Annotated in this window: 15 protein-coding genes; 13 read left to right on the plus strand and 2 right to left on the minus strand. The window is 65.6% G+C overall.

The genetic code is table 11. From position 1 onward, the window contains the following. The first annotated feature begins 6 nt into the window (after positions 1 to 6). Positions 7 to 261, plus strand: a complete 255-nt coding sequence (locus LJ362_RS05100) for a DUF3039 domain-containing protein (protein WP_035320920.1) — start codon at positions 7 to 9, stop codon at positions 259 to 261. Beyond that, positions 262 to 2,055 (plus strand): DEAD/DEAH box helicase, encoded by a 1,794-nt coding sequence (locus LJ362_RS05105; protein ID WP_264801053.1) that lies wholly within the window; start codon positions 262 to 264, stop codon positions 2,053 to 2,055. A 175-nt stretch (positions 2,056 to 2,230) separates the two neighbouring features. Here the strand turns inward: LJ362_RS05105 and LJ362_RS05110 are convergent, their stop codons facing one another. Beyond that, positions 2,231 to 3,550, minus strand: coding sequence for a nicotinate phosphoribosyltransferase (locus LJ362_RS05110; protein ID WP_264801054.1), 1,320 nt, complete (start codon positions 3,548 to 3,550; stop codon positions 2,231 to 2,233). A 52-nt stretch (positions 3,551 to 3,602) separates the two neighbouring features. Between LJ362_RS05110 and clpS the strand changes: the two genes are divergently transcribed. The 11 genes from clpS (at position 3,603) to LJ362_RS05165 (ending at position 13,469) form a co-directional block, all read left to right on the plus strand. Further along, on the plus strand, positions 3,603 to 3,908 hold the full coding sequence (clpS, locus tag LJ362_RS05115) for an ATP-dependent Clp protease adapter ClpS (RefSeq protein ID WP_101545203.1): 306 nt from the start codon (positions 3,603 to 3,605) through the stop codon (positions 3,906 to 3,908). A gap of 3 nt (positions 3,909 to 3,911) precedes the next feature. Next, entirely contained in the window at positions 3,912 to 4,490 is a 579-nt protein-coding gene (locus LJ362_RS05120; RefSeq protein ID WP_264801055.1) for a DUF2017 domain-containing protein, read from the plus strand. Further along, complete coding sequence (locus LJ362_RS05125; protein ID WP_264801056.1) at positions 4,487 to 5,308, plus strand: MBL fold metallo-hydrolase; 822 nt, start codon at positions 4,487 to 4,489, stop codon at positions 5,306 to 5,308. The genes LJ362_RS05120 and LJ362_RS05125 overlap by 4 nt, the downstream gene beginning before the upstream one ends. A gap of 59 nt (positions 5,309 to 5,367) precedes the next feature. Beyond that, on the plus strand, positions 5,368 to 6,090 hold the full coding sequence (gene rph / locus LJ362_RS05130; RefSeq protein WP_180954357.1) for a ribonuclease PH: 723 nt from the start codon (positions 5,368 to 5,370) through the stop codon (positions 6,088 to 6,090). Next, positions 6,087 to 6,692, plus strand: a complete 606-nt coding sequence (gene rdgB / locus LJ362_RS05135; protein ID WP_264801057.1) for an RdgB/HAM1 family non-canonical purine NTP pyrophosphatase — start codon at positions 6,087 to 6,089, stop codon at positions 6,690 to 6,692. The genes rph and rdgB overlap by 4 nt, the downstream gene beginning before the upstream one ends. Before the next feature lie 126 nt (positions 6,693 to 6,818). Next, on the plus strand, positions 6,819 to 8,324 hold the full coding sequence (locus LJ362_RS05140; RefSeq protein ID WP_264801058.1) for an ABC transporter substrate-binding protein: 1,506 nt from the start codon (positions 6,819 to 6,821) through the stop codon (positions 8,322 to 8,324). A 12-nt stretch (positions 8,325 to 8,336) separates the two neighbouring features. Next, the gene (locus tag LJ362_RS05145) at positions 8,337 to 9,284 is read left to right on the plus strand and encodes an ABC transporter permease (RefSeq protein WP_264801059.1); all 948 of its coding nucleotides are present in this window, start codon (positions 8,337 to 8,339) and stop codon (positions 9,282 to 9,284) included. After that, a complete protein-coding gene (locus tag LJ362_RS05150) occupies positions 9,281 to 9,421 on the plus strand; it encodes a hypothetical protein (RefSeq protein WP_264801060.1) in 141 nt (46 codons plus the stop codon). Before LJ362_RS05145 ends, LJ362_RS05150 begins: the two co-directional genes overlap by 4 nt. Next, positions 9,418 to 10,233, plus strand: a complete 816-nt coding sequence (locus LJ362_RS05155) for an ABC transporter permease (RefSeq protein ID WP_264801061.1) — start codon at positions 9,418 to 9,420, stop codon at positions 10,231 to 10,233. Before LJ362_RS05150 ends, LJ362_RS05155 begins: the two co-directional genes overlap by 4 nt. Then, positions 10,184 to 12,001, plus strand: coding sequence for a dipeptide ABC transporter ATP-binding protein (locus LJ362_RS05160; RefSeq protein WP_413774230.1), 1,818 nt, complete (start codon positions 10,184 to 10,186; stop codon positions 11,999 to 12,001). The genes LJ362_RS05155 and LJ362_RS05160 overlap by 50 nt, the downstream gene beginning before the upstream one ends. A gap of 49 nt (positions 12,002 to 12,050) precedes the next feature. Continuing rightward, on the plus strand, positions 12,051 to 13,469 hold the full coding sequence (locus LJ362_RS05165; RefSeq protein WP_264801063.1) for an amidase: 1,419 nt from the start codon (positions 12,051 to 12,053) through the stop codon (positions 13,467 to 13,469). A gap of 137 nt (positions 13,470 to 13,606) precedes the next feature. Here the strand turns inward: LJ362_RS05165 and LJ362_RS05170 are convergent, their stop codons facing one another. After that, complete coding sequence (locus LJ362_RS05170; protein ID WP_264801064.1) at positions 13,607 to 15,418, minus strand: hypothetical protein; 1,812 nt, start codon at positions 15,416 to 15,418, stop codon at positions 13,607 to 13,609. Positions 15,419 to 15,441: the final 23 nt, after the last annotated feature.

The raw sequence follows: 15,441 nt of genomic DNA on the forward strand, positions 1-15,441 counted from the left end.
GGAGCCATGACCATTCCAGCTTCAGGCGGTTCAGCAACGATCGAGCGCGAGCAGTCCGAGCAGCTAGTCGAGCCCGGCGATCACGAGCGCTTCAGCCACTACGCGCCCAAGGACAAGATCATGGAGTCCATGGTGACCGGGACTCCGCTGATCGCCTTGTGCGGAAAGGTGTGGGTCCCCACGCGCGACCCCGAGCGGTTCCCGATCTGCCCCAAGTGCAAAGAGATCTACGAGACGATGTCCGAAGGACCGCAGGAGTAGATGTCCGCGGATCGTCTCCCAACAGCACCAGGGACCTCCGCGGCAGAACAGCTTCCACCGGCATTCCCCGAGCGCGCAGCGTGGGGAACGGCGGGAAAGCTGCGTGCCTGGCAGGCGGAGGCTCTCGAGCTCTACTTCCAGAAGCAGCCCAAGGACTTCCTCGCGGTCGCGACCCCTGGAGCAGGTAAGACCACCTTCGCTCTGCGCCTGGCAGCCGAACTGTTGGCCAGGCGGGTCGTCAACCGTGTCACCGTCGTCGCTCCCACCGAACACCTCAAGGTGCAGTGGGCTGACTCGGCGGCGCGCGTGGGCATCAAGCTCGACCCGCATTTCAAGAACTCCCAGGGCAAACACGCACCCGGCTACCACGGCGTGGCTCTGACATACGCGCAGGTCGCTGCCAAACCCGTGCTCCACCACAACCGGACGGCCGCCGGTCGCACTCTGGTCATCCTCGACGAGGTCCACCACGGAGGTGACGCCCTGTCGTGGGGCGATGCCGTGCGGGAAGCATTCGGCCCCGCGGTCCGTCGGCTGTCCCTGACCGGAACGCCGTTCCGTTCGGACACCTCACCGATTCCCTTCGTGACCTACGCTCCCGACGAGAACGGCATCCGCACCTCGGTGGCGGACTATTCCTACGGCTACGGTCGAGCGCTCAAGGACTCCGTCGTCCGCCCAGTCCTCTTCCTCGCCTACGCCGGCGCCATGACCTGGCGGACCAAGGCCGGCGACGAGATGTCGCACGTCCTGGGCGAGGAGACGACGAAGGACATCAACTCGCAGGCTTGGCGCACGGCCCTCGACCCGAAGGGCGACTGGATCCCGGCGGTCCTCAAAGCCGCAGATATGCGATTGACCGAAGTCCGACGCACCGTCCACGATGCCGGCGGCCTCGTCATCGCCACCGACCAAGAGGCGGCCCGGGCGTACGCCAAACGACTGCACGAGATCACCGGTGAGAAGCCGACCGTTGTGCTCTCCGACGAAGCGGGAGCCTCGGAACGGATCGAACAGTTCCAGAACTCCACCGACCGGTGGATGGTCGCCGTGCGGATGGTCTCCGAAGGCGTCGACGTTCCCCGACTGTGTGTCGGTGTCTACGCGACCTCCTCGTCGACGCCGCTGTTCTTCGCGCAGGCCATCGGGCGCTTCGTGCGTGCCCGCAAACGCGGTGAGACCGCCTCGGTGTTCCTGCCCTCGGTGCCCGTGCTGCTGGCCCTGGCGAACTCGATGGAGGCCGAACGGGACCACGCCCTCGATCGCCCGAAGAACGAGGACGAGAACGATGTCGTCGTCTTCGACGATCAGGCCATGGAGCAGGCGAACCGAAACGAGGGCGCCTCGTCGGACCAGCTCGGCTCCTTCGAAGCGCTCGGCGCCGAAGCCCTGTTCGACCGTGTCCTCTACGACGGCGGTGAGTTCGGCACCGGCGGAGCCATCGGCTCCGAGGACGAACTCGACTTCATCGGCATCCCCGGCCTGCTCGAACCCGATCAGGTGCGGGAGCTGCTGAGCACTCAGCAGGCCCGGCAGGCGAAGCGCAAAACAGCGGCGGCCCCTCCGGCCCCTGAGACGGAGACGAGCGAACTCGAGCACCGAGCAATGAAGGAAGAGCGCAACCAGCTCCAGAGCCTCGTCGGCGCCTGGTCCAGACGCACCGGAACGCCGCACCAGAACGTCCACGTCGAACTGCGCAAGGCATGCGGGGGACCGGCCGTCGCCCAAGCCACGCGGGAGCAGATTCAGGCTCGGATCAAGAAGCTGCAGGGCTGGTTCGTCGGCAAGAAGTGAGCACCTGCCGGCATGGGGAGTGCTGTCGGCGTAAGGCCGACGAAGCCGCCGAGGTGCGTCTGCCTCGGCGGCTTCGTCGATTCGAGGTGGTCCGGACCCGGAACGGGCGACTCCGTTCAGGACCGGTGAACCTGTATTGGAACCCGCGGCTGCGGACGGAGTCCGCGGGTGCGGGTCAGGCGGAGTAGAACACGGTGGGAATTGCGGGCTCGCCGTCCTGCAGGCGCCTGGCCGAACGCGGCAGCTCCGCCAAGGACTCGTCATGTCGGGCGCAGGCCTTCTTGACTCCTGCCGCACCGATGAACGACTCATCGACCTCACCGTCGACGACGAGATCGACGCTGAGCCGACGTCCTTCGCCGAGATCATCGGGCAGGCTCGGAATGCCGACGGCTTCCTCCACGGCGATCGGACCGTCGATGAGGCGCAGCGCCTCCTTGTGTCCGCCGCGTGAGGGCTTGCCTGAGGAGTTCTTGGCCACCGAGGTCCACTCGCCGGCCTCATCGGCACGAGCCACGAGCTTGTACACCAACCCGGCGGCCGGGGCACCCGAACCGGTGACCACCCGCGTGCCGACACCGTAGGAGTCGACGGGGGAGGCGGCCAGCGCGGCGATCGCGTACTCGTCGAGATCGCTCGTGACGGTGATCGTCGTGTCGCGGGCGCCGAGGCGGTCAAGGCTCTCGCGCACCTCACCGGCCTGTTCGATGAGATCACCGGAATCGATCCGCACTCCGCCGAGGTTCGGCCCGGCCAGTTCGATCGCCGTGGTCAGCGCCTCCTCGACGTCGTAGGTGTCCAGGAGCAGAGTCGTATCGGTGCCCAGCGACTTCAGCTGAGCGGCGAAGGCCTCTCGCTCGGAATCGTGGAGGAGAGTGAATGAGTGAGCCGAGGTGCCGATCGTGCGCAGACCGTACTGCAGGCCGGCCGCCAGGTTCGACGTCGAGGCGAAGCCGCCGATGACCGCGGCCCGAGCCGCAGCCACGGCCGCATGCTCGTTCGTGCGTCGCCCGCCCATCTCTGCGCAGGGGCGATCGCCGGCCGCCTGAGCCATTCGGGACGCCGCCGAGGCGACCGCACAGTCATAGTTCATCGCCGACAGGATGAGCGTCTCCAAGATGACGCCCTCGGCGAACGTCGATTCGATCGTCAGCAGCGGTGAGCCGGGGAAGTAGATCTCTCCCTCGGCATAGCCGCGGATATTGCCGGAGAACCGATAGTCGGCCAACCAGTCGATGGTGCGCTTGTCGACGATGTTCTCCCTGCTGAGGAACGAGAGCTCGGCATCGTCGAAGCGGAAGTCGCGGACCATCTCGAGGATCCGACCGGTGCCGGCGACGACACCGTAGCGGCGACCTGCGGGAAGGCTGCGGCCGAATACCTCGAAGAGGCTCTTCCGGTGAGCGGCACCGGATTCCAGGGCCGCCTGCACCATCGTCAATTCGTACTGATCCGTGAAGAAAGCCGTCGAATCGGTCCGTGTGAGATCACTCATAGGCGCGATCTTACGTCACGACAGCGTCAGTGTTCTGCCGTATGGTTGAAACGTGAGCAACCCAACGACACCAGTCCTGGAGCCGGAGGTCGACGTCCGACCCTCCGAGAACCTGGCCAAGCCTTGGCGGACCGTGGTCTTCAACGACCCGGTCAACCTCATGAGCTATGTCAGTTTCGTGTTCCAGACCTACTTCGGCTACTCCGAGGAGAAAGCCCACTCACTTATGCTCGAAGTCCATGAGAACGGGCGCTCCGTCGTTGCCACCGGAGGCCGCGAAGCCATGGAACGAGACACCCAAGCGATGCACGAATACGGCCTGTGGGCCGCGTGCCAACCCGATTCAGGATCCGACTGACACATGGCCGCTATCGACGCACGAGGGGACGACGTCGTCCTCACCCTGCAAGACAACGAACGCTCGCTCATGCTCACCGTGTTCACCGATCTCGCGGCTCTGCTGGCCGAAGACAACGACGGCGATGACGACCGACCGGACTCGGAGAACTGGGAAGCCCGGCTCGGACTCGTCGACCGTCCCCGTCCGGAGGACCCGGCGCTGCTGCGGCTGCTGCCCGACGTCGATCCCGAGGACGACGAGCGATCAGCAGAGTTCCGCCGCCTCACCGAGTTCGACCTCAAACAGGCCAAAGCGCACAATGTGCGCATCGTGCTGCTGGGACTGAGCAAGGGCAATGACATCTCCCTGACACGGGACGAGGTGCTCGCCTGGATGAAGGGCCTCAACGATCTGCGACTCGTCCTCGCCGTCCGCCTCGGGATCGACACCGAGGAGGCGCAGGAGGAGAAGTACGCCCACCGTGAGGACCTCTCCGAATCCGAAGACCTCACCCTGACCCTGTACGACTTCCTGACGTGGATTCAGGACCGACTGACAACGACCTTGCTCGACCAGACGCAAGGGGATGACGAGATATGAGACTCACCGCAATCGGCACCGCAGGCTCCTTCCCAGGACGCGGCGCCCTCGCCAGCTGCTACCTCATCGAAACCGATGAGGACACACCCACTCGCATCATCCTCGACCTCGGGTCCGGTGCGCTCAGCCCCCTGCAGGAGACGATCGACACCGATCGTCTCTCCGGAATCGTGCTCAGCCACCTCCACCCGGATCACTGCATGGACATGACCGGCCTCTACGTCAAACACTGCTTCGACCCGAAGTTCTTCAACGGCGACATCTCCGACACCGGAACGATCCGCACGCGCACCCCGGTGTTCGCGCCGGCCGGCGCGAAGGAACGCCTCGCCCGGGCCTACTACACGGATCCCGGAAAGTCCCCGGTCGCCAACGGGGGAGACGACTCGGACTTCGACCACGCCTTCGAATTCACCGACATCGACCACGGCAGTCGTCACCAGATCGGCTCCCTGACCATCGAATCATTCCTCGTCGACCACCCCGTCGAGGCCTATGCTCTGCGGATCACGGATGCGGCCGGCAGGGTCATCACGTATTCGGGCGACAGCGATGAGTGCGACAACCTCGTCGCAGCGGCGAAGGACGCCGACCTCTTCCTCTGCGAAGCCGCTTTCCAGGAAGACCGCGACACTGCGCGCGGCATCCACCTCACCGGCAAGCGCGCCGGACGAGTGGCGCAGAACGCCGCGGCGTCCGCGCTCGTGCTCACCCACATCCCGGTCTGGACAGACTGCTCCATCGTCCGCGGTGAGGCGGCCGGGGAGTACCGTGGACCCATCGAGCTGGCGAAGCCCGGAGCCACCTGGACCGTGTGAACCGGCGATGATCGCCGACGACCAGCAGACAACCACCACCGAGACGAAAGAGGCAGACAGTGCGAGCAGACGGCCGTGCAGCAGACGAACTCCGTGAAGTCCGGATCACTCCCGACTGGATCAACACTGCCGAAGGATCCGCGCTCGTGGAATTCGGCAACACCCGCGTCCTCTGCGCGGCCTCGCTGACCGAAGGAGTCCCGCGCTGGCTCAAGGGCCAGGGCCGCGGCTGGGTCACCGCCGAATACGCCATGCTCCCGCGCGCCACCGACTCCCGCAGCACCCGCGAGTCGGTCAAGGGCAAACAGGGCGGACGCACTCACGAGATCTCCCGACTCATCGGCCGCAGCCTGCGCGCCGTCATCGACATGGACAAGCTCGGAGAGAACACCCTCGTCCTCGACTGCGACGTCCTCCAGGCCGACGGCGGCACCCGCACCGCCTCGATCACCGGTGCCTACGTTGCGCTGGCGAAGGCCATCGACAAGGGACGCTCGACCGGGCTGATCCCCGCCGCCCACCAGCCGCTCATCGACTCAGTGGCGGCCGTCAGCGTCGGCATCATCGACGGTCAGCCCCTCCTCGACCTGCCGTACGTCGAGGACTCCCGCGCCGAGACGGACATGAACGTCGTCATGACCGGATCCGGAAAGTTCATCGAAGTCCAGGGCACCGCCGAGGGCGCACCGTTCGATCGTGACGAACTCGGCAAGCTGCTCGACCTCGCCGGCCACGGGTGCACCGAACTCACCCGCATCCAGTCCGAAGTGCTCGCCGGATGACGACCTTCGTCCTCGCCACTCACAACGAGGGCAAGAAGCGAGAGCTGCTGACCATTCTCGGACCCGTCCTCGGCGCCGACACCCAGGTGCTCACCGCCGCCGAGGCGGGACTCGGCGATGTCGCCGAAACCGGAGTCACGTTCACCGAGAACGCGCTCATCAAGGCGCGTGCCGCGGCCGCTGCGACAGGGCACACCGCCATCGCCGACGACTCGGGAATCAGCGTCGACGTGCTCGGCGGTGCACCGGGCATCTTCTCCGCTCGCTGGTCAGGCCGGCACGGAGACGATCGTGCGAACCTCGAACTCCTGCTCGCTCAGCTGGGCGACATCGCAGCCGAACACCGCGGAGCGCAGTTCCGCTGCGCGGCGGCCGCTGTGACAGCCGACGGACGTGAGTTCACCGCCGAAGGAGTCATGCCCGGGCGCCTGGCCACCGAGCCCAAGGGCGAGAACGGCTTCGGCTATGACCCGATCTTCGTCCCCGAGGGTTCCGAACTCAGTGCCGCCGAGATGTCGCCTGAGGAGAAGAACTCACGCTCCCACCGCCGGTTCGCCTTCGATGCACTGGCCGCGATTCTCGCCGACGAATCGAACCTCTGAACCTCCTCCTCGAAACGCTCAGCATCTGAACACAGCCGCCTCACCAACTGAGAACTTCGGATACACTGACGATGCTTGAGTGTTGGCGAACGACCCTCTTCGTGGTCGGCGAAATCGAGGAGAACAATGAAGACTCCGCGCATCATGACGTGGGTGGCGGCAGCAGCCGCCACGAGCCTGCTGATCACAGGCTGTTCGGCCGGAGCCTCCGACACCGGAGGCGATGCGCAGCAGAAGGACTCGATGACGATCGCCTTCACCGCCGAACCGGTCAACCTCGACTTCACCTCCACCTCGGGAGTCGCCATTCCCGAAGCGCTGATGGAGAACGTCTACGAATCGCTCGTCCGGCTGGACGGCGAGGGGGAGATCCAGCCCGCACTGGCCAAGGACTGGACACTGTCCGATGACCGCAAGACCTACACCTTCGAACTCCAGGACGGTGTGAAGTTCTCCAACGGCGCGGACTTCACCAGCGAAGACGTCAAGTACTCCTATGAACGAGTGCAGAAGGACTGGAAGAACGCGCTGAAGTCGAAGATGGACATCGTCGAGTCCATCGAGACCCCGGACGACTCCACCGTCACCATCGAACTGAAGAAACCGTCGAACACCTGGCTGTTCAACCTCACCAGCCTCGTCGGAGCCGTCTTCGACACCGAAGGCACCGACGACCTGGCGAACGAAGCCATCGGCACCGGACCCTTCGCGATCGAGAAGTTCACCCGCGGACAGTCCATCGACTTCGCCGCCCGCGACGACTACTGGGGCGAGAAACCATCCCTGAACTCGGTCCAGTTCAAATACTTCAAAGACGCGGTTTCGGCCTCGAACGCCCTGAAGTCCGGAGAGATCGACCTCGTCTCCAACCTCCAGGCCCCCGAACTGGCCGGAGAGTTCCAGAGCGATGACTACCAGATCGTCTCCGGCACCACGAACGGCGAAGTCGTGCTGTCGATGAACAACGCCGAGGGCATCTTCAAAGACAAGAAAGCCCGCGAAGCCGTGATGCACGCGATCGACCGTAAGGCCGTCCTCGACACAGCATGGGCGGGCTACGGCGAGCTCATCGGCTCGATGGTGCCCCCGACCGACCCGTACTACGAAGACCTCACCGGGGTGTGGAAGTACGATCCGAAGAAGGCCAAGCAGCTCATCGACGAAGCCGGGATCAAGGGCGAGGAATTCGCCTTCACCGTGCCGAACCTGCCGTACGCGAAGGCGATCTCCGAAATCGTCTCCGCGCAGCTCGAAGAGGTCGGACTGAAGGCGAAGATCTCAACTCAGGAGTTCCCAGCCGTGTGGTTGGACAAGACCTTCACCGAACACGATTACGACATGTCGGTGATCAACCATGCCGAACCGCGCGACATCCTCACCGTGTTCTCGACGGACTACTACATCGGCTACGACGATTCGACGATCAAGGAGCTGGCGGACAAAGCCGATACCGGAACCGAAGACGAGTACATCTCGGGGATGAAGAAGATCGCACGGACGATCACCGAGGATGCCGCCTCGGACTTCCTGTTCCTGTTCCCGAATCTCGTCATCGCCAAGTCCGAAATCGAGGGGATACCCGCCAACCGCGTCTCCGACGCATTCAAGATCGCCGACCTCAGCTGGTCCTGACCGCGAACGTCGATGCTCACCTACGCGATCAACCGCGCGATCCAGTTCGCGCTGTCCCTCCTCGTCGCCTCAGTGGTGATCTTCGCCCTGATGAGCCTGCTGCCGGGCAATGCGGCACAGGTGGCGCTGGGAACGAACGCCACCCCGGAGGCAGTGGCGTCGCTCGAAGCCCAATACGGGCTTGATCGGCCACCTGTCATCCGGTACTTCGACTGGATGGGAGGAATGCTCACCGGAGACTTCGGCACCTCCTACGTCACCGGTGCCGAGATCACTCCCGTCATCGTCGACAGCGTCCAGGTCACGGCGATCCTCGTCATCGCCGCCATCGCCGTGTCCATCCTCATCGCCGTGCCCCTGGGCACCTTCGCCGCCCTCGAGCAGCGCAACTGGATCGGCGTGACGATCTCGGCCATCAGCCAGGTCGGCATCGCGATCCCGAACTTCCTGGCCGCGATCATCCTCGTCATCATCTTCTCCTTGACTCTCGGATGGTTCCCGTCCCAAGGCTGGATGGCTCCGATCGAGGGCCTCGGGGGCTTCCTGCTCCGCCTCGTCCTGCCGGTCGTGTCGCTGGCGCTCGTGCAGGCTGCGATCCTCACCCGCTACGTCCGATCCGCCGTGCTCGATGTGATGCGGGAGGACTATATCCGCACCGCCCGCGCCAAGGGACTGACCAAGACGAAGGCACTGTTCGCGCACGGACTGCGCAATGCAGCGATCCCCGTCATCACCGTCGCCGGTGTCCAGCTGGCCACCTTGCTGGTCGGAGCTGTGATCATCGAACAGATCTTCGTTCTGCCCGGAATCGGCTCCGAGCTCGTTCGCGCCGTCGCCAACCGCGACCTCGTGGCGGTGCAGGGCATCGTCATGGTCCTCGTCCTACTCGTGCTCATCATCAACCTCATCGTCGACATCCTCGTGCCCGTCGTCGACCCCCGGATCAGGAACGCCGCATGAACCCGACCCCGACCGGTGCCCAGAGCCCCAGTGACCACGTCGATCCCGTCGCTCACGACGCGACCGATACGACCGCCTCGGCGAAGATCGGCCGGCCCGGTCCCGCAGGAGCGGAAGGCGGGCGAACGCATCGATGATCATCGGTGCATGCCTCGTCGTGCTCATCGTCGGACTCGCCCTTATCTCCTTCGTGTGGACCCCGTACGACCCGACCACGATCGACCCCGCCGCCCGTTTGCAGAGCGGCAGCCTCACCCACCCGTTCGGCACCGACACCTTCGGACGGGACACGCTGACCTGGGTGATGGTCGGGGCACGGATCACGCTGCTCGTCGGGGTCGTCGCCGTCGGCATCGCACTGCTCATCGGCACCCCGATCGGAATCATCTCCGCCTTCTTCGCGAAACAGCCGTGGGGAATGTGGATCGACGCGGTGATCATGCGGGCCAACGACATCCTGCTGGCCTTCCCCGCGCTGCTGCTGGCGATCATCTTCGCCGCCGTCTACTCACCGGGGACGGGACCGGCGATGGTCGCCGTCGGCATCGCCGCGATCCCCGGGTTCGCCCGCGTCGCACGATCCGGGACGCTGCAGGTGCTGGGCTCCGAATACGTGCGCGCCGCGCGGGCCTCGAACCGTCGGATTCCGGCCATCGCCGTCGTCCACGTGCTGCCGAACATCGCCGGAATGGTCATCGTCCAGGCGTCCGTGGCGTTCGCGATCTCCGTCCTCGCCGAGGCGGGGCTGTCCTTCCTCGGACTCGGCACCCAGGCCCCGACTCCGTCGTGGGGCCGGATGCTGCAGGAGTCCCAGCAGTACCTGTCCACCCACCCCGAGCTCGCTCTGTGGCCGGGAGTGTTCATTGCACTCGCGGTGCTCGGATTCAATCTCTTGGGCGATGGGCTGCGCGACCGGTTCGACCCGAAGATGGAGGCGCGAGGTGCCTGAGAATCTGCTCGAGGTCCGTGACCTCACCATCACCCCTGCCGGAGCGGACGCTCCGGTGCTCCACGATGTCAGCCTCAGCCTGGCGTCGGGTGAGCGGGTCGGACTCATCGGCGAATCCGGGTCGGGGAAATCGCTGACCGCCCAATCCGTGATGGGTCTGCTGCCCGAAGAGCTGCACGCCCGCGGCCAGGTGCACCTGCAGGGGCATTCCGGGAACCTGCTCGAGGCGAACGAGAAGACCCTGGCCGGGCTGCGCTCGGACATCGTGTCCATGGTGTTCCAGGAACCCATGAGCGCCCTCAACCCGCTCATGCGCATCGGCGACCAGATCGCCGAAGTGCTGCGCCTCCACGGCAAGGCGCCGCGAGGGCAGATTCCGACACGTGTGCGCGAACTGCTCCGCGACGTCCACATGCCCGACCCCGACAGCGCCCGGTTCGCCTACCCGCACCAGCTGTCGGGCGGGCAGCGGCAGCGCGTCATGCTCGCGATCGCTCTGGCCAATTCACCGAGGCTGCTCATCTGCGACGAGCCCACCACCGCCCTCGACGTCACCGTGCAGAAGCATATGCTCGACCTCATCGCCGAGAGGGTCTCGGCGGTGGAGGCTGGGCTGCTGTTCATCACTCACGACCTCGCGGTCGTCGCCGGAGTCTGCGATCGGGTCATCGTCATGTACCGCGGTCGCATCGTCGAGTCCGGCAGCGTCGACGAGATCTTCACCGCACCCAAGCACGAGTACACGCGAGGGCTCCTGGCATCCTCGGATCTCGAAGCCACCGACGACCGCGGCCGACTCTTCACGCTCAAGACCGCGCTCGCCTACTCGGGGCCGCAGATCGGCGAAGCAGAGACCTCGGCCGACGTGGGGGAGTCGGGGGATGACGGCGTCGGGGCCGCCTCGGCGAAGGATGACCACCGAACCGCCTCGGCATGGGACGGCGTCAGGGCCGCCTCGGTGAGGGAATCGGCACCGCTCATCGAAGTCTCGGACGTCACCCGGGTCTTCCGCGGACGCGGACTCTTCGGCCGCAGACGATCGGACGTCACCGCCCTGGGCGGGATCGACTTCAGCGTCGCAGCCGGAGCCCGCCTGGGCATCGTGGGGGAGTCGGGATCGGGGAAGTCGACGCTGCTGAACATCCTCTCCGGCCTCGACCGACCGACCACCGGGCATGTGCGCGTCGGCGACATCCGGGTCGAAGCCGCGAGCTCACAGGCTCTGCGCCGCCTGCGCGAGAACCTGCAGATCGTGTTCCAGGATCCGTTCGCCTCGCTCGACCCGCGGATGCGCATCGCCGACATCGTCGCCGAACCGCTCATCGCCGCCGGAGTCGACAAGGACGAACGCGCAGCACGGGTCGAGGAGATGATCGCCGCCGTCGACCTCGACCAGGAGTCCCTGCGCCGGTACCCGCATCAGTTCTCCGGCGGGCAGCGACAGCGCATCTCGATCGCCCGGGCCCTCGTGACCAGGCCGCAGATCCTCGTCGCCGACGAACCGGTCTCCGCCCTCGACGTCTCGGTGCGTGCGCAGGTCCTCAACCTGCTCACCGACCTCGTCGACGAGTACGCGCTGACTCTCCTCTTCGTCTCCCACGACCTCGGCGTCGTCAAACACCTGTGCTCCGAGGTCATCGTCATGAGAGCCGGACAGATCGTCGAATCGGGTGCGACGGAGGACATCTACGCTAACCCGCAGGAGGAGTACACGCGGCGCCTCATCGCCGCCACCCCGAGCCTGGCCGAAGCGCTCGCGGCCGGATAGACCGGCTCGCGGGCGGAACGCGACGAACCATCGAGAGAAAGGGCAGCATATGACCACATCGCTTGCCGACCGCAGTGCGGCCGAAATGGCAGCCGGATTCGCCGGCGGGGACTTCGACCCGATCGAGGTGCACTCCGCGGTCGTCGACCGCATGGATGACTGCGAACCGACCATCAACGCCCTGTTCCACCGCGATGACGAACGCTCCCTGGACGCCGCCGCTGCCAGTGCGGCACGTTGGCGAGAGGGACGCCCGCTGAGCGACCTCGACGGGGTGCCCGTGACGATCAAGGAGAACATCGCCCGTCGCGGAGTCCCGCTGCCCAGCGGCCACGCCTGGGTGGAGATGCCGGTGTCAGGCCACGATGCCCCGATCACCGAGCGTCTCGAAGAAGCCGGAGCCGTCATCCTCGGGTCGACGACGATGCCCGACTGGGGAATGCTCTCCTCGGGAGTGTCGTCTCTGCACGGAGTCACCCGTTCACCGCTGGACCCGAGCCTGACGACCGGAGGGTCGAGCGCCGGAGCCGGAGCCGCGGCAGCCGCCGGATACGGGCCCATCCACATCGGCTCCGACATCGGCGGATCCATCCGCCTGCCATGCACGTGGCTCGGTCTGGCCGGGCTCAAGCCCAGCTTCGGCCGCGTGCCTCTCGACGCCCCCTACCTGGGCAGATGTGCGGGACCGCTGGCGCGGACGATGGCCGACGTCAAAGCCGCCATGGACATCATCTCCGCCCCGGACGATCGCGACTATTCGCGGCTGCCGCGCTTCGCCGCCGATGATGCGCAGTCGCTGCCGGGCAGCGACTCGGCTGGAGCCTTCGACCCGCGGGGACTGCGCATCGGCGTGCAGCTCGACGCCGGGTGCGGGGTCGCCGCAGCGGCGCAGGTGCGCTCGGCCGTCACCGAGGCGGCAGAGAGGTTCTCTGCGGCCGGTGCAGAAATCGTCACGGTCGATCCTTTCATCGACGATGATCTGCTCCGCGACATGGATCTGTTCTGGCGGGTCCGGTCGTGGGCCGACCTCAAGGCGCTGCCTGTCGACGAACAGGCGCTCATTCTGCCTTATATCCAGCAGTGGGCACAGGACGGAGCCGATACCAGCGGAGTCGACCTGATGCGCTGCTATCACAGCGTTCAGGAGATCCGGCGGCGGACGGTCGAAGCAACTGCCGAGTTCGACCTGGTCATCTCGCCGACAGCTCCGGACGCGGCATTCCCGGCCGAGCAGCCGATGCCGTACCCGCAGGTGCACGAACCGATGGGGCATATCGGGTTCACCATGCCGTTCAACATGTCAGAACAGCCTGCGGCGACGGTGCTGGCCGGATCCATGGACGACGGTCGGACCATCGGAGTGCAGATCGCCGGACGACGGTTCGCCGACGAACTCGTCATGGCCGCCGGTGCCTGGTTCGAAGCCGCGGCCGACCTCGAGCTGCCGACTCGGTCGGTCGGAGTCTGAGAGAACGACGACAGCGGGCCTGCGACGACCGGGAATCAGTCGTCACAGGCCCGCTGTGACTTGGACGTCGCCTCGGTGACGGTGGGTGTCTCACCTCGGGGAGGTGAGGTGCACCGTGTCGGCGGTGGACCCTGGGGTCAGAAGTCGAAGAATTCGACCGAGAGCTTGTCTCCGTCGATCTTCACGCTTCCGGACACCGACAGGGAGTTGCCGTTGGAGAAGTACGAGGAACCGGCCCTCTTGCCGTCGACGGAGAAGTTGAACTTGCCTGGCTTCTCGGTGAAGAACGAGCCGGTGTTCGTGTCTCCGGCGCCGAAGCTGGCCTTCACCTTCGGCATCTCCTTCATGTCCCATTTGGCGGTGTCCTTCTTCGCCAGATCATCGAGCTTCTTGTCCGAACCGCCGACTGGGATCTCGGTCGGGTCGTACTTGATGAAGTCGCACTTCGGCTCGATGCTCTTGTTGTCGAAGCACTTCTTGAGCTCCTTCTCGACCTGTTTCTGAACTTCCTTGTCGAAGGCGCCGGTCGGGGACAGATCGAGGTTGAGGGTGGTGGGGGACACCTGGCCCTTGTTCGGCTGTCCGCCGGGGGCGAAGGCCTTCGGGAAGTTCACCTTGGCCGTATCGGAAGCTTCGGAGATCCACTTGCTCTTCGGAATCGTGAAGTCGTAGCTGCCGGGGTAGACAGCGAACGACGTGGTGCCCGACTTCGCCTTGTAGTCCTTGCCGTTGACGGCGAGACCGTCGGCAGCGGGGATATCGAGGGAGATGACGTTGAGGTCGGGGCCCTTCATCGTCCACTTGTCGAAGAACAGGTCCTGTTTGCCGTCCTTCGTCGCAGAGAGCTCCACATTGTAGGGGCTGCCGTCGAGCTCGTAGGACACGACGACGGTGCCCTTGTCCCCGTCGGTCTTCGACGATTCGACCTTGGCCTTCTCGATCTTCGCCGATGAGGAATCGGTGAATTCCTTCTGCAGCAGATCGAGGTTCGTGCCCTCAGGCCGTGTCGAGGGGGCGATCTTCTCCGCGGCTGCGAAATCACCCTTGTTCAGGGCTCCGACGTAGTCCTCTGCGACCTTGTCGGGTCCGTACTTGTTCTTGTTCACGCTGCCGATGACGAAGAACCCGACGAGGACGAGGATGATGACCAGCGCGACCGCACCGAGGGTGATGAAGAGCGGAAGCTTGCTCTTCTTCTTATCTGGGCGATTGTCGGCACGCGTCGCGGTGCTCTGACCGCCGGCGAAACCCGGAGCCGGTGCCGGCTGCGGAATCGCCTGCGACGGACCGGATCCGGTCTGTTGGGCGCTCGGACCCGACCCCGTCTGGTACTGCCCGGACTGGTTCTGGGCGGAGTTGTACTGGCCCGGCTGGTTCTGGGCGCCGGGGTACGGGGGCTGATTCGACGCCCCGGGGTATGCCGCGTTCGAATACTGGCCGCCTGGCTGCTGGCCGCCCTGCGGCTGAGCGCCTTGCGATTGAGCCCCGGGGTAGCCGCCGTTCGGCTGCTGCGGGCTCTGGTGCTGGTTGTTCGGATACTGTCCGTTCTGAGGCTGGTCACTCGGAGACGGGGCACCGGGATAGGGGCCCGACTGTGGGCCGCCCTGACCATTCGCTCCGCCCTGCTGGCCGGAGTTGAAGGACTGATCGTTCTGGGCTCCGGGGCTGGAGTACTGCGGCGGTTGGTTCTGCTGAGAAGCAGCCGGAGCGACCGTCGGTCGCGTCGGCGCATCGCTGCCCGGAGCTCCCAAGGGCGGTGCCTGGTCATCGGGTACCGAGGAACCGCTGCCGGACTGAGCTGAACCGCCGGTTGCGGTGGGGGCGTCATCGGAGACCGAACCCGGAAGGCCCTCATCCGTCGGCAACTCCGACTCGGGCTTCGACCCGCCGTTCTCCGGAGGCTCGCTGGGTGGTGGCGGGAAATTGGGGTGATCGTTCCCGTTGCTCATCGTGGGGTCATCCTTTGCGTGTA

Origin of the sequence: Brevibacterium sp. JSBI002 (assembly GCF_026013965.1) — a bacterium.
Lineage (GTDB): Bacteria > Actinomycetota > Actinomycetes > Actinomycetales > Brevibacteriaceae > Brevibacterium.